The sequence below is a fragment of the Vibrio intestinalis genome (assembly GCF_025195085.2).
GTDB classification, from domain to species: domain Bacteria; phylum Pseudomonadota; class Gammaproteobacteria; order Enterobacterales; family Vibrionaceae; genus Vibrio; species Vibrio intestinalis.
The window spans coordinates 17,174-39,486 of the sequence record NZ_JANAVY020000018.1; the positions used below are offsets into that span (position 1 = coordinate 17,174).

The window sequence follows — 22,313 nt, forward strand, 5'->3', positions numbered from 1 at the left end:
TGATGATCAAACTTGCTGAATTTGCTATCAAGCAACGCACATTCTTACTATTTTTCACACTGCTAAGCATTATTGCGGGCATCTATTCCTATTTTGATTTAGGCAAACTGGAAGACCCTACCTTTACCGTGAAAACTGCGGTAGTTGTTACCTTATATCCTGGTGCGTCGGCGCAAGAGGTCGAAAGCCAAGTGACTGATACGATTGAGACAAAACTGCAAGAGATGGCAGAGCTCAATCGACTACGCTCGCTTTCTCGCCCAGGTATGTCGATGGTATTCGTCGATATCAAAGAAAGCCTCAACTCTAAACAATTGCCGCAGCAATGGGATTTATTGCGCCGCAAAGTTAACGATGTGAAGTTGTTGCTACCAGCAACCGCGCAGATTTCGATTGTTCAGGATGAGTTCTCTGAAGTTTACGGCATGCTTTTCGCGGTACATGGCGATGATGCCAAGCCAGATGAGCTGCGTCGTTATTCGGAAGAGCTACAGCGCCGTATCAAAGCGGTCAATGGTATCAAGAAAGTCGAACTGCATGGCGTACGAGCACGTACAGTGTTTATCGATATCCCCAATGAGCGATTATCTCAATATGGCTTATCAATGGCTCAGGTATGGAGTCAGCTAAATAATCAAAATATGACTTTCGAAGCGGGTCAGTTTGATGTTGGCACGGAAAGAATTCGAGTTAATCAAAGTAGTGAATTGCAATCTATTCAAGATGTAGAAAACTTGATGATCAAAGGCGGTGTTAGCTCTATTGGTACTGGTATTATCCGCTTAGGCGATATTGCTGATGTTACTATGGGTTACCAAACTCCCGCAATGACCGAAAACCGCTACAACGGTGAGCAATCGGTAACGCTCGCAGTTAGCCCAGTTCCGGGCATTAATGTTGTCTCTTTGGGCGATACTATTCGCACAATTATCTCTGAGTACCAAGCAACTTTGCCATTAGGGGTAGAGATTTCTAGTGTGGCTTATCAGCCCGACGAAGTGCAGAAGTCCATCGACGATTTTGTTGGTAACTTGCTAGAGAGTGTCGGCATTGTATTTATCGTGCTGTTGGTGTTTATGGGCTTTAAGAGCGCGACGATTGTCGGTTCAAGCTTGTTGTTGACCATTTTGCTTACGTTGATCTATATGAACGTCGCGAGCATCGATTTACACCGTGTATCGCTTGGTACGTTTATCTTGGCTTTGGGTATGCTGGTGGATAACGCGATTGTTATTACCGATATGATGATTGCGAAACTCAACAAAGGTGTGGAACGTACTCAAGCCGCACTTGAATCAGTGAAAGAGACTGCGCTGCCACTATTTGGTGCAACTGTGATCGCTATTATGGGTGCGAGCCCAGTGCTGTTCTCAAAAACGGACGCTGCGGAATTTGCTGGCTCAGTGTTTTACATTATCGCATCGTCACTCTTGCTTTCTTGGCTCGTCGCGATGACATTCACCATCCTGATGTGTTGGTTGTTCATTAAGCCAAGTACCAAAAGCACAGACGACCGTTTGGCTGGTTATAAACGCTGCGTTCACTGGACGGTTGATAACCCAAAGAGAGCTCTTCTTGCACTGATTCCTCTTATTGTTGTGACAGGCTTTGCAGCGCCTTATGTGGCCATTAACTTCATTCCACAATCAGATAGACCAATCGTGTTTTTTGATTACTGGTTGCCAAATGGTGCGAAGATCGAGCAAACCTCAGCGGATATGAAGAAAATCGAGCAATGGCTACTAGTACAACCTGAAGTGGAGAGTATTTCTACCTCAGTAGGTGCAAGTGTACCGCGCTTCTCGGTAACAGTAGAGCCAGAGCCACTCGATCCAGCGTATGGTCAGATTCTAATTAACACCAAAGACTATCATGCAATTTCGAGCTTAGTGGAGCGAGGTGACCAATGGGTAGCGGAGTATTTTGCTGATGCAGAGCCTCGCTTTAGAGCGCTTAAACTGGCAACGGCAGACAAATATTCTGTTGAGGTACGATTCTCAGGTCCGGATGAAGCGGTGCTGCATGACTTAGCTAACCAAGCTAAGGCGATTATGCGCACGCATCCTGATGCTAAGTATGTGCGTGATGATTGGCGCCAGCAAAGCAAAGTGTTAAAGCCGATTATCAACCAAGATAAAGCACGCCGAGCGGGGATTAACCGAGCAGACATTGCTTTTGCGCTGAAACGTGCTTCGAACGGTATGCCACTAGGCCAGATGAACCTAAATGATGAGTTGATTCCAATTCAACTGCGCGCAACAGAGCAAAGTATGGGTTCTTTAGAAACCTTACCAGTTAAGTCTCTGCTAGGGCTTCATTCAGTACCACTAGGCCAAGTTGTTGATGGCTTTGGACTGACAGCAGAAGAGAGCATGATTTGGCGTCGTAACCGAGTGAAAACCATCACTGCGCAAGCAGGGGTTGAGCGCAGTACAACACCGGCAAAAGTGCGTAATGCGATTAAAGATCAAATCGAGGCTATCGAGTTGCCACCAGGCTACACATTGGAGTGGGGCGGTGAATACTACGATGAATATAAAGCAGTATCAGACATACTGAAGCAATTGCCTAAAGCCATGCTGATTATGGTGATCATCCTAGTTGCTATGTTTAATGGCTTTAAACAACCAGTGATCATCTTGTCTACCATTCCTCTGGCTGCGACAGGTGCAACGTTCGCGTTACTTGGATTTGGAAAACCGTTTGGTTTTATGGCGCTCATTGGTGCAATTACCTTGATGGGTATGATCATTAAGAACGGCATTGTATTGATGGACCAAATCGAACTTGAGCGAAGCCAAGGGCGAACGCTTTCTGATGCGATCAAACACGCAACCATCAACAGAACCATGGCGATATCGATGGGCGCATTAACTACAGCGTTGGGTATGATTCCTCTGCTGAGTGACCTTCTGTTCGACCAAATGGCGGCAACCATTATTGGTGGCTTAGCCGCGGCGACGGTATTGTCTCTATTTGTTATGCCTGCGCTCTATCGTTTGGCCTACAAAGATGAGCCTCAGCCATTAAAAGAAGTCGAATACAAAGCACCCGAAACAGGAGCAATTCAATGAGCATTAAAATGAAACAGCTTAGTAAGGCGTTAAGCCTTACTCCGATTGCGTTAGTTGTCGTTTTGTCTGGTTGCTCTATTGCGCCAGATTACGACCAAGCAGAAACGTTTAAAACGACAACGCTAGTTGAAAGCTATCTGTATACTGAAAACGAAAATCAGATGATTGATAGCCACCATTGGTGGCGTCAATTCGAAGATGAAACGTTAAATACTATGATTGAAGATGTGCAGCAGAAAAACATCCCGCTGAAAGTGGCCGCGCAGCGCATCAGAATGGCTCAAGGCTATCAGTCGGTGGTTGAATCATTCAAAGTCCCTACGGTAAGTGTTGGAGCGGGTTACTACAGCTATCAATTGAGTAAGAACGATTCATTAATGGGCCCAGCGCTTAATCCAATCAGTGATAGCGTGGCAAACTTACCTCCATCTATTGGCAATATGACTTTGCTTGAAGCCGAGCATGATGGTGGCTTTGTTGGTGCGTCTATTGCGTGGGAGGTGGATTTATTCAATCGCATTGACCACCAGGCCAACGCAGCGGCTATTCGCGTAGAGCAAGCGGAGATCTACCAAAATGGACTAGTAACGCTGATCAGTGCTGATCTTGTCCATAACTATCTGCAGTATCGTGGCGCTGAGCAACGTATTGAATTAGTTAAAGCGAACTTAGATGACCAAATAAAAACCATGAAGCTGATTGAAAAGGTGGTGCGCAGTGGTTATGGCTCGGATTTAGACCTTGCTCAAGCAAGAACCATGTTGGCTGCCACTCAATCGGTTTTACCGCAATTAGAAATCGCTCAACAAGCGCATAAACAACGTTTAGCGACTTTGTTGGGTGAGCCTTTGAGCGCAGTAGATATTCGTTTAGCGCAAACTAAAGGGCTACCGAGCATCAAAGGTGTCGTTCCTGTGGGACTACCATCTGATTTGCTGCTTCGTAGGCCAGATATTCAAATTGCCGAACGTGAGATGGCGGCAGTAAACCAAGAGCTTGCTGCGAGTATCGCAAACCGTTATCCGAAGTTTTTCTTAACCGGAGCGCCGGGGGTATCGGCGAGTAGCTTCGATGATCTGTTTAGTAGCGATTCATTTGGATGGGTTGGCTCGGCAGGCATACATTGGAACGTGTTTGACGGTGGTCGAGGTGAAGCGATGGTTGATATTAACCAAGCAAGGTTTGAAAGCGCAGCGCTTGGCTATCAGCACTCGGTGAATGCCGCGGTAGCGGAAGTGGATTCCATGCTATTTGCCTACGGTAGAAGCCAACAAAACGAGGCGCGAATCGAAGAAGCAGTCACGGCCTCACAAGGCGCAGTGAAAAAGGCTAAGTCATTATATCGTGCGGGTTTGATTGATCATTTAGCCGTGCTGGATGCACAGCGTCAAAGTCGTATTATTGAAGACAGACAAGTTGCCGCAAAACTGCAAACGGCGCAAGTCACGGTTGGGCTATACAAAGCTCTTGGTGGTGACTGGACGGCAAATCCTTAACGGGCATTGCAAAGAAAACAGCCTCGCTAGAATGCGAGGCTGTTTTGTTATTAGTTAAGCAAAATATGCTTCATTTTTTCCAGTAGCTCAGGCGAATTTACTGGAGTGACATTGAGAATAAGCAGCGCAAAGTTGTCCGCTAAAATTTCTTCTGGATGAATGGTGTAATTGGTGTTGTAGCCAATTTGCTCGTAAAAACCTTCAACTTCACTTGGGTCAACAATAACTGGGTGGTCGTCATCGTAAGTCCAGTTTCCGTGCTCGTCCGCAACAATCAAGAATTTGAACAGCAGGTAATTAAAGAACTCGCCGCCTTTTTCTAGATCGTACTTTTCAGATACTGAGTACAGAATTGGCATCGCCCAGATAGGCTGCTGATTGTGTGAGATGAAAATAGAGTAGTCGTTGACTGGGGCATCAGGGTTAGTGATCTTTCTATCTTCTAGATCATCAGGAAACTCAATTTCACCGTCATATTTAAATCCGATCGCGTTATACATTTCGTCTTTCTTAACAGGGTTATGACGGGTGTATAGGTGGAAGATTTCATGAGCAATGATGCGCTTAAGCTCGCGGCCGAGTGTTAATTTGTCGCGTTGAAGAATAATCGATGTACCGCGAGTGTAGGCCGCAGTGCCTTCTTCAGCGCCAGTGGTCAGAATCATTTTGATTTGCGCAGGTAAGTTGAGCGGGTACTTGTTTAGCTCTGTTTGTAGCTCCGCATAAGCTTGGTTTACGTAGGCTTTATCTTGTTCGGTCCAATCAAGGGTGTTTTGACGAATGAAGCGCTTAAATTCCGGCTTCGATACGTGATCGATGGTTTTCATCCTTGCTTCCATATCAAATTGGCTAAGACGAACCATAAAATCATCATTTTTACTTAGCTCTACTGCCGCCTGTTGGGCGTCAATAAAGTTCAGCGTGGGTTGGGCAAGCGCAGTAAAGGATACGCTAGCAATAGCAGCCACCAAAAGAGCTTTTAACTTCATGTAAACCTCCAAAAAAACAATCGAAGTGCATCAGTGCCACTCCATTTTGGAAGTGTTTGATCATTGAGACGATGGAAGAGTTGTAACTGTGGTAGTAATTGCGATCGGTATTAAATGATGTGCATATAGGGGGTGAAAGATTGCGATAATGACCCATTGATAGATGCGCTGGATCATGGTTTAGTTATTGATATTGTTAATGTTTAGTAAAACTCCCTTCCGGTGAAAGAAGGGAGTGTCTGTTTTACTCTACGTGTTTATCTTTGCCGAGCGACAATATCCAAAGGCAGATCGCTGCAACAACCGCGAAGCCTGAAAGGATGATAAACGGCATTGCGCTGTAGCCTAAGATATGCCAAATCACTGACTCTAATGTACTCATTTAGCTTTCTCCTATTGCCAGCCTTCAACGCCATGCATGTCTGGCAGTTTGTGAGCAATACCTTTGTGGCAATCTACACAAGTCTTGTCGCCATTCGCAAGCGCTGTAGAGTGCTGTTTGGCACTGCGTTCACTCTGTTCAGAAAAATCCATGTAGTCAAACTGGTGGCAGTTACGACACTCTAACGAGTCGTTCTTTTTCAGTCTCGACCATTCACGTTCGGCAAGGTGTGCTCGACGTTCTTGGAATTTTTCTGGGGTGTCGATAGTTTTCAATACGTAGTGAGCGAATAGCTCTTTTGACGCTTGAACTTTACGAACGATCTTATCTGTCCATTCATGGGGTACGTGACAATCTGAACAGATGGCTCGAACACCAGAGCGGTTAGAGTAGTGAATCGTTTCTTGGATTTCTGCAACGATAGGTGCGTGACAGCCAGAGCAAAACTCTTCCGTGTTGGTCGCTTCCATACCGGTGTTGAATGCGCCCCAAAACAATAAACCGCCTGAGAAACCCATGAATAAAACAACACCAACGGCTGCCTTGCTTGGGCTAATCAATCGTTTCCAAAATGTTTTTAGTAGTTTCATAAATCGCCTCTTTTACTTTATACGATCAATGAAGAGAATCGACGCTTTCAAAGTCATTTTTAATTAAAGGTTTTGCATCCGCTTGTGGAACGTGGCATTGCAAACAGAAGTAACGGCGTGGTGACATATCTGCCAGCACAGCGTCTTCACGGTTTACGTAGTGAGTCACACTGATCTTAGTGGCATTCATCTCTTTCGCGTTTTTCCAGCTATGACAAGCCAAACACTTGTTCGCATTGAGCGACACTTCGTAACTACGAATGTTATGAGGAATTAACGGTGGCTGATAAACGTAGCTGCTGTCCACTTCGTGCTCGCGAGGGTACTTTTTGAACTCGTCGGCTGCACGAGTATCTTCTAACTCGCTTGCACCACGAAGTGACTCAAGGCCACCGATACCGCCTGGGTTTTCAAGCTCAACTTGTGCAACGGTCACACTGGCTAAACTAAGGGCACTGATAGATAACAGTGCGAGGATGATTTTTTTCATTGCTAATTCTCCGCCTAATGGCTTACTTCCGGTGTAGCCCCACCCAGTGGAGGGCAGGGCTCGCATTCATATCGCTCTATGCGACTTTTGTAATCTTCACTGGACACTTCTTGAAGTCGGTCTGCTTAGACAGCGGATCGGTTGCATCAAGAATCAGTTTGTTAATTAGAATGCGTGCGTCGAAAAACGGCACGAACACCAAGCCTTGTGGTGGACGGTTACGGCCACGGGTTTCTACACGAACGCGAACTTCACCGCGCTTGTTAGAAATTAGAACTTCTTCACCACGACGAACGTTACGTTTCTTAGCATCGTCTGGGTGCATGTAGCAGACTGCATCAGGTACTGCTTTGTACAGTTCAGGTACACGACGTGTCATTGTGCCGGTGTGCCAGTGCTCAAGAACACGGCCGGTACATAACCACATATCAAACTCAGAGTCTGGCAGTTCTGGTGGCGCTTCGTAAGGTGCTGAAATAATCCATGCTTTACCATCTGGCTTACCATAGAAATCCCAGTCAGAGCCTGCTTTGGCATACGGATCTGAGCCTTCTTTGTAACGCCATAGTGTTTCTTTGCCATCGACCACTGGCCAGCGTAAGCCGCGCACTTCGTGGTAGCGATCATACGGCGCTAAATCGTGGCCATGGCCGCGACCAAATTGCGCGTATTCTTCGAACAGACCTTTTTGCACGTAGTAGCCAAAGTGGTGTGCATCGTCGTTAAGATCGCGAGCTTCCTCAATTGGGAACTTATCGATAGTGCCGTTAGCAAATAGCATGTCGTACATGGTTTTACCACGGTACTGTGGCGCTAGAGCAAGCTGTTCTTCAGTCCACACTTCTTCCATCTTGAAGCGTTTCGAGAATTCCATTACCTGCCAAAGGTCTGATTTCGCTTCGCCCACGGTTTCAACTTGTTGATACCACGCTTGAGTACGACGCTCAGCATTACCGTAAGCACCTTCTTTCTCAATCCACATTGCGGTAGGAAGCACTAGGTCAGCGGCTTGTGCGGTAGCGGTTGGGTATGGGTCAGAACATACAATGAAGTTTTCAGGGTTGCGGTAGCCCGGCAAACGTTCGTTGTTGATGTTTGGGCCAGCTTGCATGTTGTTGTTACACATTACCCAGTAAGCGTTCAGTTTACCGTCACGCAGTTTTCGGTCTTGAACAACAGCGTGGAAGCCTGGCTTCGGAGGGATAACACCGTCAGGAATATTCCAGATACCTTCGGCAATCTTGCGGTGTTTAGGGTTGGCAACAACCATATCTGCTGGCAGACGGTGTGAGAATGTACCTACTTCACGCGCAGTACCACATGCTGATGGTTGGCCTGTTAGTGAGAATGGGCTGTTACCCGGAGTCGCAATTTTACCTGTTAGTAGGTGAATGTTGTAAATCAGGCTGTTCATCCATACACCGCGAGTGTGCTGGTTCATACCCATTGTCCAAAGAGACATCACCTTGGTGTTTGGATCGGCGTATTGCTTAGCTAGCTCAATCAGTTTTTCAACTTCAACACCTGACATTTCAGAGGCCTTTTCAGCGGTGTAAGGCGCAACTGACTTCTTGTACTCTTCAAAGTTAATTGAAGTCATTTTACCTGAGTTAGGGTGGGCTGCTGCTTGTTGAAGTGGGTCGTCATCACGCAGGCCATAACCAATATCAGTTTCGGCTTGTTTGAAGTTAGTGTGCTTATTAACGAAATCCCAGTTCACCGCGTCATTTTCAATGATGTAATTCGCGATGAAGTTAGCGATGGCCAAGTCAGTCTGAGGCTCGAAGATGTAGCCTTTATCTGCTAACTCAAATGAGCGGTGGTAGTAGGTAGAAAGCACGTTCACTTTTACATGAGGGTGACTTAAACGGCGGTCAGTGATACGTGTCCAAAGTACTGGGTGCATTTCAGCCATGTTTGAACCCCAAAGTACGAACGAATCCGCGTTTTCGAAGTCATCATAACAACCCATTGGTTCATCAATACCGAAGCTACGCATGAATGCGCCTACAGCCGAAGCCATACAGTGACGGGCATTAGGGTCGATGTTGTTAGAGCGGAAGCCCGCTTTCATCATCTTCGCTGCGGCGTAGCCTTCCATCACTGTCCATTGGCCTGAACCAAACATACCAACCCCTGTCGGGCCTTGTTTCTTCAGTGCGTGTTTCCACTTTTCAGCCATGACATCGAAAGCGGTATCCCAAGAGACTGGTGCAAACTCACCATCTTTGTGAAATTTGCCGTCTTTCATACGCAGTAGTGGCTGAGTCAGACGGTCTTCACCGTACATGATCTTAGAAAGGAAATAACCTTTAATACAGTTCAGGCCTTTGTTTACTGGCGCTTCTGGGTCACCTTGTGTGGCAACCACTTTACCATTTTGTGTCCCAACTAGAACTGAGCATCCTGTACCACAGAAACGACAAGGTGCTTTGTCCCAGGTAATTTTGGTTTTGTCCGAGCTAGCAATCAGGTTAGTCGCAGAAGCGGGTAGTGTAATACCTGCGACTGCGGCAGCTGATGCCGCTGCGTTTGCTTTAACAAACGCACGTCTTGTCATTTTCATGCTTCATCCTCTAGTTGGGATTGTTGTTTTCCAGTGTTTGGCTCAACATCGTTGAGACCAGATTCGATTTGGTGATAGACCAATACCGTGCTCAGCACGTTAGGCAGGTTGTTGATGGCTTCAATCGTATCGGTGATGAAACCTTGGTTTTCGGTTTCAAGCACTACAACAACCTTGCCTTCAGGGCTATCGCCATAAATTTCGGCATTGTCGAATAATGTAATTTGCGCTTTAATCGCCTCAAGATGCTGAGGGGCGACATGAACGACTAAACTCGAGATGTGTACTTCGTTTAACGACATTTATTATTCTCGTATTGACCGCTTAATGATTGGCGGTTTGATGGCTCACATTGATAGATGAAGTCGGACAAACGGCGACACACGCGCCACAGCCGTTGCATTGCTCAGTATTGAGTTTAGGTTGGGCGACTTTGCCAATTTCCAATTGAAATTGGATCGCGAGTGAGTCGCACATATCGCTGCACGCTCTACACTCCACATTGCTGTGGGCGAGGCAGCTATCGCTAATGTCTGCTTTGGCTTGCCAAGGCGTTGCTGTTTGTTGCTCAAACAGAGGCTCGGGGCAAACTTCGGCACAGGCATAACAGAAGGTGCATTCATCGCGGGTAAAATCGACCTGAGGAAATCCGCCATCACCTTTAACAATGATGTTGGTTTCACAAGACTTAATGCAGGCGCCACACTGAGTACATAAATCGGTGAAGGCTGCAGGGTTGGTTAACCAAGGTAGACGTACCGTTTCGTCGTGTACCACTTTGCGGCTAAACAAGCGTCGTTTTGACAGATCGACCATTCAGTCACATTTCCCGTTAACAAAGTGTCATTTATCAATAAATAAATTGTAGTTTTTGACACATTTGTATAAATACCTCTAAGGGGGTAATTGAAATGCACTCTTGTCTCAGATCAATTAATTAGCTTGGATTTGATCACATATTGATAAACGGGTTAACGTATTAACCCTAAACAAATTTCTGTTTGAACCGTGAGGTAGGCTTGTTTAAAAGAGCGAAAAAGTCAGTAATTGGTACGATTGCGCGCGCAATGGCATTGATCGTGTTGCTATCTATCATAACGATTGGTTATGCAATTGTGGCGCTTGCATCAAGTCTAAATGATGCCGAAGCGGTGAACGTTGCCGGTTCAATGCGTATGCAGAGCTATCGACTAGCCAATGACATACAAGCTAAATCGGTTGATTACTCTTCACATATTTTCTTATTTGAGCAATCCATCTACTCGCCTTCGATGAAAGCACTGCAAGATTGGGATGTGCCTGATGACATCACTCATGACTACTACCAAATAATAGCTCGTTGGCATGAGCTAAAACAAGTTCTTGAGAGTGAAGACCGCCAAGAGTACCTCACGCTAGTACCTCACTTCGTTTCGCAAATCGATGCCTTCGTATTCAAATTGCAAAATTACTCAGAGCAGAAACTGAGAGATTTAGCCTTAGTCGGTGGTGTTGGTTTAGGAGGCGTTTTACTGGTGAGTATTTTCGTCGTGCTGTTTGTACGCCGAGAGGTAGTAAACCCACTTAGGGCTTTGGTTTTAGCCAGTGAGCAAATTCGTTCGCGCTCATTCGATGTAGAGTTAAACGTAGTGTCAGATAACGAGATGGGCATTTTAACCCAAGCGTTTAACAGCACCGCGAAACAACTTGGTCAGATGTATCGAGGGCTAGAACAAGCGGTTAACGAGAAAACCCATAAACTGACCCACGCAAACCAGTCGCTCGAAGTCTTATATAAATCATCAAGTGAGCTGACAGCCTCTCGTATTACCGCAGAAAACTTTGATGCGATTTTAGATTACATCGTCAGTATCGAAGGTATTGTTGCGGTTCGTTTAGAGGCGAACTCTAATGCCGCTGAAAAACCGTGGGTAATCGAGAAAGGTGAGGTATCTGATAACAATTTACAAAGTCAGGTATTAACGCTTGATAACGTAGATTTAGGCACACTGTATTGGAACTGGCGTTTACCTTGCCCAGATCAGGCTTTAATAGATAACTTCGTTAGAATTTTATCGCGCGCCGTTTATTACAATCAGGCGCAGCGACAATCCGAGCAACTACTGCTTTTGGAAGAGCGAGCGACTATCGCTCGTGAGCTGCATGATTCCCTCGCGCAATCATTGTCTTATTTGAAGATCCAAGTATCTCTACTCAAACGTTCGATGGGTAAAGTACCGCACTCTGAGCAGAGTAGTCAGGTCAATGCGGTGATTGCTGAGCTTGATACCGGCCTTGGCGATGCTTATGTGCAGCTGAGAGAGTTGCTCACTACATTTCGTCTTTCAATTAAGCAGGGCAGCTTTGGTAATGCATTGAATGAAATGTTAGAGCAACTAGATGATCAGACCGATGCCACGATTTCATTAAAAAATGAGCTATCTTCCATAGAGTTAGCTGCGCATGAGCAGGTTCATCTACTACAGTTAATTAGAGAAGCGACAATCAACGCAATAAAACACGCGAAAGCAGAGAATATCGATATCAGTTGTGTTGAAACCGACAATCATGTGGTGGTGACAGTGAAAGATGATGGTGTCGGTATGGGTGGTGATAACAGTAAAGTGAATCACTACGGATTGAGCATAATGCACGAGCGAGCATCACGCTTAAATGGTGAACTAAAGATTAACACAGCGTTTAATCAAGGCTGTGAAATTGAATTAACGTATCCGAGAGTAAAGGATGGTGACATTGACACAATGTAGAGTAATGCTGGTGGATGACCATCCACTGATGAGACGCGGATTAAATCAGCTGCTGAGCTTTGAAGATGAGTTTGAAGTGATCGCAGAGGCGAGTTCTGGTGCGGATGCGGTGGCGAAAAACCACGAAGTAGAACCTGATTTGATATTGCTTGATCTCAATATGAAGGGCATGTCTGGTTTGGATACTTTAAACGCGTTACGTACCGATGGCTGTGACGCGAGTATTGTGATTTTAACTGTATCTGATAGCGCGGCCGATATTGATGCGTTAGTAAAAGCGGGCGCGGACGGTTATCTGTTAAAAGACACCGAGCCTGATGAACTGATTGGCCTGTTGAAAAAGTCTTTAACGGGAGACAAAGCGTACAGCAAAGAGGTGGCGACCTATCTAGCTGAGCGCGAGAATCGTGATGATGTATTCGATGGTTTGACCGACCGCGAGATGCAGATTTTACAACAAGTCGCAAAAGGGCTGCGCAACAAACAGATAGCGGACGTCCTGTTTATTTCCGAGTCTACCGTGAAAGTACACATGAAGAGCTTGCTGAAGAAGCTAGCAGTGCCATCTCGCACGGCAGCAACGGTAATGTACCTAGAGCGTTTTGGTGAGCTGAAATAATCGAGATAGTTGCTTAAACGTGCGAAGGTTAGAATTAAATCTAAGCCAAATAAAAAGGGTGCTTTTGCACCCTTTTTCGATCTTAGCGGATAGCTTATGCACCCATAGGAACTAGGAACATAGTACCGATGATTACCGTAATTAGACCAAGTAGACACGGTACAGAAGTACGTTTTACTACTTCGAATGGGCTGATTTTACCCATACCGGAGGTCGCAACAACCACGCCTGATACTGGTGAAACAGTACGACCTAGGTTAGATGCTTGTAGCATAGGGATGATTAGGAACGCAGGGTTTAGACCCATCTTAGCAGCTAGAGACGGCGCAAGCTCAACGAACGCGTAGAAAGGCGCGTTACCAGAACCCGTCGCAATCGCTGCTGCGACAGTAAGGATAGTCAGGATAAGCATCAGTGCGATACCGCCAGCGCCTGCTGTTTCAGCTAGGTGAAGTAGGTTATCGATAGCGCCAATTGACATTAGACCTTGAGCGAATACACCAGCTGCTACTAATAGCATTACCACGCCTTTGAATGCGTCAGCCATACCAGCGTAGCAAGATTCTAGATCTTCTAGTGTCTTTTTACCGTTGAAGCGTTTGGTTGCGAAATCGACCAAAGCACCGACGAAGATTGACAGAACAACGATGGTGTAGATATCTAGCGATAGGCCAGGGATTGTACGACCGTTAAATAGGAATACACCGAAAATTGGAAGGAAAGGCAGTGCAGCGTAGTAAGCTGGCGCGTTTACTTCAATTTCAGAAACGTCGATACGTTCCATTGGCGTGTTGTCTTTCTTATCAAGGTATTTGTTCCAGAAGAACGCAGCGGCAGACATTACAATGATTGCACAAATTGATACTGGCAATACGGTTTGAACTGCAAACACATCCAGTGCCATGTTAGATTTTTCTGCTGCGATAACAACGTCACCTGAAGTTGGTGACAAGATGATTGCTGCTGGAGACGCACACACAGCAACGGCTGCAGGGCGAGAGATGCCCATTGCTGTCATCATAGGGAATAGCGTTGCCATCAATAGCACACCAAGACCGGTTGCTGAGCTCACTGCCAAAGACATCAAACATGCCACGATATACGCTGCAACTAAAAGGATGTAAGGTGATTTGATGAAAGATAGAGGCTTAGAGAACTGCTTTACTACTACGTTATTTGCACCGATGTGCGTCATGTAAGAAGCAAAACCACAAAGAAGCATGATTTGCATACCAAGGCCGCCGCCACGGTATTGAAGCATGTATTTCACATACTCTAGTGCGTCGGTAAACATGTTACCTGTAGACGCTACTTTTGAAGGCAACACGTCGTGGCCAAGTAAGCCAGTAAGAAGCAATAGTAATAAACCGGCGGTTAGAAGAACGCCAGCAGGTTTGTAGCTTTTAACGATGAAATAGCCGACCGCGATGGTAACAGCTAAACCAATGAGTAGCTCCAGCATATAGGACCTCTGTAGATAAGTATAATTATGAAAGAATTTGTATCAAACTATGAACGTAAATCTACAAAAGAAGGGCTTGTAGCACGAGCGAAAGTTGCGCAACTCATGATCTAAAACAATAAATGTAAATATATATATCAAAGAGAGACGCGTGCTGTTTTATTCGTATATAACTGGTGATATGCACTGAAAATGTGCGGGTATTTAGAAGTTGTGAAATCTATAGATAGCAAGTCACGACAATCGGAAAACTCATTAAAAAAACGTAGGTGTTAGGCGCAGGCAAGACCCCATAACAACAGCGTTATGTACCTATCTCACTTTTCAACGCTATTTCCATTGTTGAACTTGAACGCTGTCTTGTATAATTGCAGCCAATATTAAATGTGCAGTAGAGAAGAATTGCAGTAATGAAAAAACTATTGATGGTTTCAATCTTGTGTATGTCTTTTGGTGCTAATGCTGGTTTTATACATCCTCTAGAATTTGATGGTACGGAAGTTCAAAAGAATGCGGTTATTACTTATATTCAGGACAGGGTTAAGAAGGACTATTGTCAGACAGTAGATATGTGTCAAGAAACTATGTTGCGAATGATGGAGAAAGAGAATCTCGAAGCTTTTAAACGGTTAAGTCAGGTTAAAGATCGTAGCATTCTAGATCGAGCGATCCATGATTACTGTGGTACTGTCGATATGTGTACTTATCAAATGATTGAAATGATGTATAAAGAAAATTTAAAAGCATCTAAGCAGCAATTATCTTGGTAAATAGTACTTACTATTACGCGCCTAACTAGCGTTTAATAAGGGTTCCCGACGTTTAGCACTTCGGCTATAGTGTTGCACGCTGATTTAAGAGTTGTTCTCCACTTAACGTAGCGTAAAGTGGGAATTAATAAGTGATTGTAAATACAATCGTTACAAGCTTAACCGATTTTTTCTAACTGCAGCGGTGAGATAGGCTTCGGCGTGGCAAGGTAATAGCCCTGAAACATGTCTATATCTAAGCGTTTCATTGCTTGGTGCTGCTCTTTAGTCTCAATACCTTCAACGACGATCCGAGCGCGGAACTCGCGCGCTAGCTTAATGCCTTCAAGGATTGGTTGCTCATCACCATCCATATAGTCGAGTAGTAGCTTACGATCGATTTTGATAATCGCGGGTTTTAATAACTCGACACGCTCACGGGTTGAAGCCTGCATGCCATAGTCATCAATCGCGATATTAAAGCCATGCTGCGCCAGACGATTCATTGCATGCTGCAAGCACTTTTCGTTGCGCGAGTCTAACTCGACAACCTCCATCACAATCTGCGTATTTTCGATGCTGAGATCTTTCAGTCGGCGAGACAGCAATCCGTCTTTTAAATCTTCAAGGGCGAAGAATTCTCCCGCGCTTGGTAGCACGTTTAAAAACAGATTGAGCTTGCGGTATTTGGAGTTGGAAAAATTGCGAATATGAATAACGCGGCTGAGTCGCTCGACGTTGATTTTATCTTCGAGAGTGACGTCTGGAGAGTCAAAAAACAAGTCAGGACGGATGTTTTGCTTTTTCTCGTTACAGATACGTACCAGCGCTTCCACGCCGACGACAGAGTTCTGGTTGTCAAATATTGGTTGGTAAACACTGCGAAGGTCTAAGCCTTTATAACTCGCCACAAACTGCTGCTCGCGCGTTACTGAGACGCATTTCTGGAACTGAGTTTTGCTGGACAGAATCATCGCTTGTTGTGCCTTCCTAATATAATCCGCATGGGATAGTGCAACCTGTATGTCATCTTATTGACAATGACATTATTTTGTCAACGAATAAAGTTCGATTAAGCTATTTTGACGGTGACAAGCGCTGCAATTTTGAAATCGATCCTAAACTTTTCGTTTAAACAAGGATAATTGGATTTCAAGCCTTTGGTGCTACTTAATTAACCATAGATTTGTTGAGTTTTGAAATACAGCAATTGGCTAAAAAGTGACAGATATTCCCGAGTGATCTCTCATTACTCATCGCTCGTCAAAGAAATCTTTATTGCGGATATACTTTGTCATTAAGTGGTAAGAAAAAGGGCGCATCAGCCATGAGCCAATTGACCGTCCTAAACGCAGCATAGTCGGCGTGTTCTCGTATATTTTACCGTTGTACAGCCAGAGCATTTTACCTACGTGCTGATAAAGATAAGGGATAGGAGGTAAGAAGGTGACGATATCGAGATCGCAGCAGATACGATAGGTTTTATGCGATAGAAGATAACCCGCTTTAAAGGCTTTGCCTCCAACCGCTGGCTGACCGAATGTGACAACGCGTTTTACGCTACAAGGGAATCGCTTCTCAAGGTGATCGGCCAAGACCGTTCCAATGGCACCACCTGAAGAGTGGCCAGTAAAGGTGATTCGCTTGCCTTCTAACACCAATGGCACGATGGTATCGAATAGTCGTTGGTAGACCGTGAGGTTGGCCTCGTCATGCTTATGAAAAGGCTGGCTGTTTTGATGAATTAAAAAGTGATACCCGGCATGAATAGAATAATCGAGGTCAATTTGATCACAGGGTTTATGCCATAAACACAAGTTGAGTAGCCAATCCCAAGGGTTGTGAGAACCTTTAAGTACCACGATGACTTCTTCTTTATCTTTGCTCCAAAGTACCCTAATCATTGGTAATCCAAAGCGGTTGGCGATAATTCGTTGTCCTTTGGGGGCAAACCCATAGCGCGTTTGCTTCAGCACTCGGCTGTAGGCGAGGTTGCAAAGCACCGCATAGCGCTCGTATTGATAACGTTTGAGTTTTTTCACGACCGACCTTTTGCTAGGGCATTAGCAAAAAGTATGGCGTATCAGAATGAAAATTAAATGACGGCTATCAACTTAATTGAATCACCGAATAGAGTTGCACGTATTTTCTTACTAACTGTTGATCAGCAGAGCGTTTTAGTGGGTGAGTAAATTTCACATAATATGGACTGATTGAAAAATATTCATCGAGGCTTTGTGACAGTTGAGAGTCACTTTCGTACAAGCTAACCCCTTGTGCGCCGTATTCTTCTACATTGTCAGGGATTTGCCCTGTCCACCAGTGAATCAGTTCACGGCTTTGCTTACTGCGGGTAATCCAGTGATCGGTCAGTAATAAGAGCAAGTCGTTGGGTTGAATTGCGTATTCATACTCATGCTTCCACTGTTGCACGGTGCGAAACAGTTTACGTCGGCAAGTTGAGCCTGCACTAACAAGGTGTGAGGTGAGAATCCAAACCGTACCAATATCTGAACTGACCCTAAAATGGCTAGGTTGCTCGCTGCTCGGGTAGGACTCAATGGCGGCATAATCACAATGATGGCCGAACTCAGTCAGAGTTCGTGCTAATCGACGGGCAAAAGCAAGGCCGAGATGGTGTTCGCTCATCCCTTTGTTGTGGATGGTGGGATAGTGGTTTTCGCACAGCGCCATACAGTCTGCTTGGAACTCATTAACACTTTGAATCAGAGTGTCCAGTAACAAGGTATCTCTCCACTTATGCTTAGCCAATGGGCGTCAGTTATGCCAAAAACGGCGGTTAGATTAACACGCGGCGGTGATAATTAGTTACACTAAATCAGCTTAAACACTGACCTTAAAGAGGATTTATGTCGAAGATTGAATTTACGTCACAACAAAAACAGAAGATGGCGGAAGCTCTGCAAGAATACCTTGCCGATGAATTGGACACCGAGTTAGGGCAGTTCGACGCGCAATTTTTACTCGATTTTGTTATCGCTAAATTTGCTCCTGTCTTTTACAACAAAGGATTAGCAGATGCTCAGGAGATTGTTGAGCGTAAAGTTTTAGATATCGCAGATGAGATCTTTCAGATAGAACAGATGGACGAGTTCGAGCGATAAGTAAAAGCCAATGAAGTTCCTTCAAATAATTTGAACGAGTTATTCTAATCCCGTTTCTTTTCTCATAGCTCAATTTGGTAAATACTTTGTTATACAGTTTGAGTATACGCGTTAATGTTTAACGTAAGGGAATGGCATGAGCAAGCAGGTGACAAATTACAATGGCGTGGCTAGGTCGATACATTGGCTTTCGGCATTGGTCATAATTGGTATGTTTGCCGTCGGTTTGTGGATGGTTGATCTCAGCTATTACAGCGAGTGGTATCGAACTGCGCCTCACTGGCACAAATCCATAGGTATTTTATTAGCAGCATTGACCTTGTTTCGACTGGTTTGGAAGCATGTTACCGCGTCACCGAAAGTGGAAGGCAACCGTTTCGAGAAAGTCGCGTCCAAATTGGTTCATATGTTGATGTACTTAGTACTTGTGATGCTGTTTGTGTCTGGGTATCTGATCTCTACTGAAGATGGCCGTTCAATCGATGTATTTAATTGGTTTGCTGTGCCGGGGGCGGGTGCTCTATTTGAAGGGCAAGCCGATCTTGCTGGGCAAATACATTTCTATGCGGCATGGACATTAATCATTATGGCTGCACTGCATGCAGCAGCGGCACTTAAACACCATTTTATTAACCGAGATAACACGCTACGCAAAATGATAGGAGCTTCAAAATGAAAAAAACGTTACTTGCTACAGGATTGGCTATGGTGATGGCCGTGCCATTTACGGCTAGCGCAGCGGATTACGTTATTGATACTAAAGGCGCACACGCTTCAATTAACTTCAAAGTCAGTCACTTAGGTTACAGCTTTATCCAAGGCCGTTTTAATAAGTTTGAAGGCGATTTTAGCTACGACCCAGCGGACATTACGGCGTCAAAAGTATCAGTGAATGTGGATACCACCAGTTTAGATTCAAACCACGCTGAGCGTGATAAGCACATTCGTAGTGGCGACTTTATTAATGCCAGCAAGTTTTCTAACGCGACTTTCAACAGCACTAAAGTGGTGGATAAGGGCAATGGTAAGTTTGATCTAATCGGAGACTTAAACCTACATGGCGTGACTAAGTCAATCACGATTGATGCTGAGGTTATTGGCCAAGGTCAAGACCCATGGGGTGGCGAACGTGCGGGCTTTGAAGGAACAACACGATTAGAGCTGGCTGATTTCAATATTCCGGTGATGGGTGACTCTAGCTATGTAGTGATGGATCTTCATATTGAAGGCATCAAAAAATAGTGATTATCGTAAAAGCTTAGTAATAGGCTAAAGCGAATTAAAAAAGCGCCTCATAATAATGAGGCGCTTTGCGTTTCTAGCCAATGTCGTTGAAGTAATCGCTTATGCTGTTTGTTTTTGTTCTTCAACCACTTCTGTTGGTTTACCGTAAATGTTGCGCATAGCTTCAAGCACACTTAGACGGTTAACCACGCCCACCATTTGGCCGTTATCAAGCACTGGCAGCACATGAGGCTTGCTTACTTTGATGCTCTTCGCACGCTCTTCTAGAGAAAGAGTAGTAAAGCGAGTCGCAATACCCATGCTGCTTGTTGGGTACAACTGCTCTTTATCGATACATAGGAATTCAGCGACATCAACCAGCTTGTCGTTTACGTCAATCGCCACTACGTCACGAGACATTAAATCAACCACTTTTTGACCTTGAGTTGGGATGTAATCTTGGCACCACAAATCAACCATTACGTCGTGAGCAGAGAAGAAGCCAACCAAACGACCTTGAATGTCACACACAGGTGCACTAGGTAGATGGTTTTTTAGCAACACGTCGATCGCTTTTGGTGTGGTTAGCTCAGCGCTTAGTGTTACAGGTTGAGAGTCCATGATGTCTTTTACGATAATGTTGCTGTTCATAGTATGTTCCTTAACTGACGTAATGTTAGTGGTCTTAGTAATTGTTGCGATGTTGGCTGCTTTTAGTTGAGGGCGGCGGTAGATACACCAGTTCGCCAATCCAACCAATACGGCACCACCAACGATATTGCCGAGTGTTACAGGGATTAGGTTTGCAGTAACAAACTGCAGGATATTTAAGTCGGCATACTGCGCTGCAGTTGTGCCAGTCATTTGCCAGAAACTTTCTGGCGCAAAGTTTTGAATCACGATACCTAGCGGCACCATAAACATGTTTGCCACACAGTGCTCAAAGCCGCTTGAAACAAACATTGCCACAGGCATGATTGTCATTGCTGCCTTTGTCATGGCGTTAGCGCTGCTAAATGTTAGCCAAATCGCCAGACAAACCAGGAGGTTACACAAAACACCCAGTGCAAATGCTTGTACTGTTGTGTGATGCAACTTATGCTGCGCGATGTTGAGCGCATTCAAGCCCCATTGGCCATGATCCATTTGGTAAAGGCCTGCTGCTGAAACAATAAGAAGCAGAATCATTGCGCCGATGAAGTTTCCGACGTAAACCTTGCCCCAAATTGAAAGCATCTTGCCAAAACTGATTTGGCGGTTAGCCCATGAGATGCTCGATAAAACAGAACTGGTAAACAGTTCACCGCCACAGATGACGATAAGTATCAGCCCCATACTGAAAGCTAACCCGCCTGCAAGTCGGCTTAAGCCCCAACCAGATTCCGCGCTACCAGTAGTAACAGTGATATAAAAAAGAAACGCTAAACCGATAAATGCGCCTGCCATCATGGCTAGGCTAAGAGTCATACCGCTGCTCTTCTTTGCTTTGCTTAGGGCGAACTTTTCAGCCTCAGCCATCATCTCCATGGGAGAAAAGTAATCATTGTTGGCTTGAGTAGATGACATAAGCACTCCTAGTTATGAGTTTCATAAATAACCTCCTTATGATGATTGCAACGCTTAACTCGTCGTTGCCAATTCAGATTACGGCGCGAAAACCTAGAGGTAAAATTGATAATGTTTAGAATCCTCATCAAATAATTTGATATGAGGAAAATAGCCAGTAAAATGAAACCATGCGCGCATCGCGATAATAAAAATGAACGTAATAACGAAAGGAGAGTTATGCGCTATTCATTGAAACAACTAGCGGTTTTTGACGCTGTGGCTGACACTGGAAGTGTAAGTTTGGCCGCAGATAAATTAGCGTTAACCCAATCGGCCACTAGTATGTCGCTTGCTCAGCTGGAGAAAATGCTTGGCAGGCCTTTATTTGAAAGGCAAGGCAAGCAAATGGCTTTGACGCATTGGGGGATTTGGTTAAGGCCAAAAGCGAAGAGACTATTACAAGACGCCCAACAGATTGAGATGGGTTTTTACGAGCAACATTTACTAAGTGGTGAGCTGCGTGTAGGTGCCAGCCAAACCCCTGCAGAGCATTTGGTGCCGGATCTTATCAGCAATATTGATAGTGACTTTCCTGAGATGCGAATCTCATTGAAAGTAAAAAGTACCGATAGCGTAATTCAGGGTGTTATCGACTATAAATATGACGTTGGCATTATTGAAGGGCGTTGTGACGATAACCGGCTGCATCAAGAAGTATGGTGTCGTGACCACTTAACTGTGGTTGCAGCAGCTCATCACCCATTTGCGATGGCGCCTAAAGTTAGCCTTGCGCAATTAGAGCAAGCAAAATGGGTGTTGCGTGAGCATGGTTCGGGTACTCGCATGATTTTTGATAGCTCCATTCATCATTTAATTGAAGATTTGGACGTTTGGCGTGAGTACGAGCACGTTCCGGTATTAAGAAGCATGGTGGCAAATGGTCAATATCTAACTTGTTTGCCGTATCTTGATGTGGAACGCTATATAGAAAGTGGCCAATTAGTTGCTTTGGATGTACCTGAGCTAAATATGGAGCGAACCCTCTCCTTTATTTGGCGTGCTGATATGGTTGAAAACCCTCTTGTCGAGTGTATTAAGCGCGAAGGTCTACGTATGATGAAAGGTAAACCGAGCGTTTTGTAGCCCAAACTGATTCCAAACAAAGCCGCACCATTAAACTGGTGCGGCTTTTTTATTTACTAAATCTGTTGATTCTGCGTTTGCGTCAAAATTCTAGTGCAATTTATGAAAT

The 22,313-nt window shown here is 44.9% G+C and carries 21 protein-coding genes; 9 read left to right on the forward strand and 12 right to left on the reverse strand.

Going from position 1 to position 22,313, the window contains the following annotated elements; genetic code table 11:
- Nucleotides 1–2 precede the first annotated feature (2 nt).
- Nucleotides 3–3,074, forward strand: coding sequence for an efflux RND transporter permease subunit (locus MU515_RS17505; protein ID WP_260261675.1), 3,072 nt, complete (start codon nt 3–5; stop codon nt 3,072–3,074).
- Nucleotides 3,071–4,570, forward strand: a complete 1,500-nt coding sequence (locus MU515_RS17510) for an efflux transporter outer membrane subunit (protein ID WP_260261676.1) — start codon at nt 3,071–3,073, stop codon at nt 4,568–4,570. Before MU515_RS17505 ends, MU515_RS17510 begins: the two co-directional genes overlap by 4 nt.
- Before the next feature lie 50 nt (nt 4,571–4,620).
- Here MU515_RS17510 and MU515_RS17515 read toward each other — a convergent pair whose 3' ends face one another.
- The 7 genes from MU515_RS17515 to napF all read right to left on the reverse strand — a co-directional run bounded on the left by MU515_RS17515 (nt 4,621) and on the right by napF (nt 10,403).
- The gene (locus MU515_RS17515) at nt 4,621–5,559 is read right to left on the reverse strand and encodes a hypothetical protein (RefSeq protein ID WP_260261677.1); all 939 of its coding nucleotides are present in this window, start codon (nt 5,557–5,559) and stop codon (nt 4,621–4,623) included.
- A 244-nt stretch (nt 5,560–5,803) separates the two neighbouring features.
- On the reverse strand, nt 5,804–5,941 hold the full coding sequence (locus tag MU515_RS17520) for a TIGR02808 family protein (RefSeq protein WP_260261678.1): 138 nt from the start codon (nt 5,939–5,941) through the stop codon (nt 5,804–5,806).
- An 11-nt stretch (nt 5,942–5,952) separates the two neighbouring features.
- Nucleotides 5,953–6,531 carry a NapC/NirT family cytochrome c gene (locus MU515_RS17525; RefSeq protein ID WP_260261679.1) on the reverse strand — a complete coding sequence of 193 codons (579 nt, stop codon included), beginning with the start codon at nt 6,529–6,531 and terminating at the stop codon, nt 5,953–5,955.
- Nucleotides 6,532–6,556: 25 nt separating this feature from the next.
- The gene (locus MU515_RS17530) at nt 6,557–7,021 is read right to left on the reverse strand and encodes a nitrate reductase cytochrome c-type subunit (protein ID WP_260261680.1); all 465 of its coding nucleotides are present in this window, start codon (nt 7,019–7,021) and stop codon (nt 6,557–6,559) included.
- 76 nt (nt 7,022–7,097) lie between these two features.
- On the reverse strand, nt 7,098–9,587 hold the full coding sequence (gene napA, locus MU515_RS17535) for a periplasmic nitrate reductase subunit alpha (protein WP_260261681.1): 2,490 nt from the start codon (nt 9,585–9,587) through the stop codon (nt 7,098–7,100).
- Nucleotides 9,584–9,889, reverse strand: coding sequence for a chaperone NapD (locus MU515_RS17540; RefSeq protein WP_260261682.1), 306 nt, complete (start codon nt 9,887–9,889; stop codon nt 9,584–9,586). Before MU515_RS17540 ends, napA begins: the two co-directional genes overlap by 4 nt.
- 22 nt (nt 9,890–9,911) lie before the next feature.
- Nucleotides 9,912–10,403 carry a ferredoxin-type protein NapF gene (gene napF, locus MU515_RS17545; protein WP_260261683.1) on the reverse strand — a complete coding sequence of 164 codons (492 nt, stop codon included), beginning with the start codon at nt 10,401–10,403 and terminating at the stop codon, nt 9,912–9,914.
- A 203-nt stretch (nt 10,404–10,606) separates the two neighbouring features.
- Between napF and narQ the strand changes: the two genes are divergently transcribed.
- Nucleotides 10,607–12,334 carry a nitrate/nitrite two-component system sensor histidine kinase NarQ gene (gene narQ / locus MU515_RS17550; protein ID WP_260261684.1) on the forward strand — a complete coding sequence of 576 codons (1,728 nt, stop codon included), beginning with the start codon at nt 10,607–10,609 and terminating at the stop codon, nt 12,332–12,334.
- The gene (locus MU515_RS17555; RefSeq protein WP_260261685.1) at nt 12,321–12,953 is read left to right on the forward strand and encodes a response regulator; all 633 of its coding nucleotides are present in this window, start codon (nt 12,321–12,323) and stop codon (nt 12,951–12,953) included. Before narQ ends, MU515_RS17555 begins: the two co-directional genes overlap by 14 nt.
- Nucleotides 12,954–13,047: 94 nt before the next feature.
- On the opposite strand, the gene dcuC is transcribed toward MU515_RS17555, so the two are convergent.
- Entirely contained in the window at nt 13,048–14,415 is a 1,368-nt protein-coding gene (gene dcuC, locus MU515_RS17560; RefSeq protein ID WP_260261686.1) for an anaerobic C4-dicarboxylate transporter DcuC, read from the reverse strand.
- 410 nt (nt 14,416–14,825) lie between these two features.
- Here dcuC and MU515_RS17565 point away from each other — a divergent pair, with 410 nt between their 5' ends.
- A complete protein-coding gene (locus MU515_RS17565) occupies nt 14,826–15,185 on the forward strand; it encodes a hypothetical protein (RefSeq protein ID WP_260261687.1) in 360 nt (119 codons plus the stop codon).
- 158 nt (nt 15,186–15,343) lie between these two features.
- Here the strand turns inward: MU515_RS17565 and MU515_RS17570 are convergent, their stop codons facing one another.
- From MU515_RS17570 to MU515_RS17580, 3 genes are all read right to left on the reverse strand, one after another.
- The gene (locus MU515_RS17570; RefSeq protein ID WP_260261688.1) at nt 15,344–16,138 is read right to left on the reverse strand and encodes an EAL domain-containing protein; all 795 of its coding nucleotides are present in this window, start codon (nt 16,136–16,138) and stop codon (nt 15,344–15,346) included.
- A 279-nt stretch (nt 16,139–16,417) separates the two neighbouring features.
- A complete protein-coding gene (locus MU515_RS17575; protein WP_260261689.1) occupies nt 16,418–17,206 on the reverse strand; it encodes a lipase family protein in 789 nt (262 codons plus the stop codon).
- 67 nt (nt 17,207–17,273) lie between these two features.
- Entirely contained in the window at nt 17,274–17,909 is a 636-nt protein-coding gene (locus MU515_RS17580; protein ID WP_260261690.1) for a hypothetical protein, read from the reverse strand.
- Between the two features lie 125 nt (nt 17,910–18,034).
- On the opposite strand from MU515_RS17580, the gene MU515_RS17585 reads away from it, so the two are divergent.
- From MU515_RS17585 to MU515_RS17595, 3 genes are all read left to right on the forward strand, one after another.
- Nucleotides 18,035–18,289 (forward strand): DUF2164 domain-containing protein, encoded by a 255-nt coding sequence (locus MU515_RS17585; RefSeq protein WP_260261691.1) that lies wholly within the window; start codon nt 18,035–18,037, stop codon nt 18,287–18,289.
- A gap of 136 nt (nt 18,290–18,425) precedes the next feature.
- Nucleotides 18,426–18,965, forward strand: coding sequence for a cytochrome b (locus MU515_RS17590; protein ID WP_260261692.1), 540 nt, complete (start codon nt 18,426–18,428; stop codon nt 18,963–18,965).
- Entirely contained in the window at nt 18,962–19,531 is a 570-nt protein-coding gene (locus MU515_RS17595; RefSeq protein WP_260261693.1) for a YceI family protein, read from the forward strand. The genes MU515_RS17590 and MU515_RS17595 overlap by 4 nt, the downstream gene beginning before the upstream one ends.
- Nucleotides 19,532–19,633: 102 nt before the next feature.
- Here MU515_RS17595 and focA read toward each other — a convergent pair whose 3' ends face one another.
- Nucleotides 19,634–21,079 carry a formate transporter FocA gene (gene focA / locus MU515_RS17600; RefSeq protein ID WP_260261694.1) on the reverse strand — a complete coding sequence of 482 codons (1,446 nt, stop codon included), beginning with the start codon at nt 21,077–21,079 and terminating at the stop codon, nt 19,634–19,636.
- A gap of 219 nt (nt 21,080–21,298) precedes the next feature.
- On the opposite strand from focA, the gene MU515_RS17605 reads away from it, so the two are divergent.
- On the forward strand, nt 21,299–22,204 hold the full coding sequence (locus MU515_RS17605; protein ID WP_260261695.1) for a LysR substrate-binding domain-containing protein: 906 nt from the start codon (nt 21,299–21,301) through the stop codon (nt 22,202–22,204).
- The last annotated feature ends 109 nt before the right edge of the window (nt 22,205–22,313 follow it).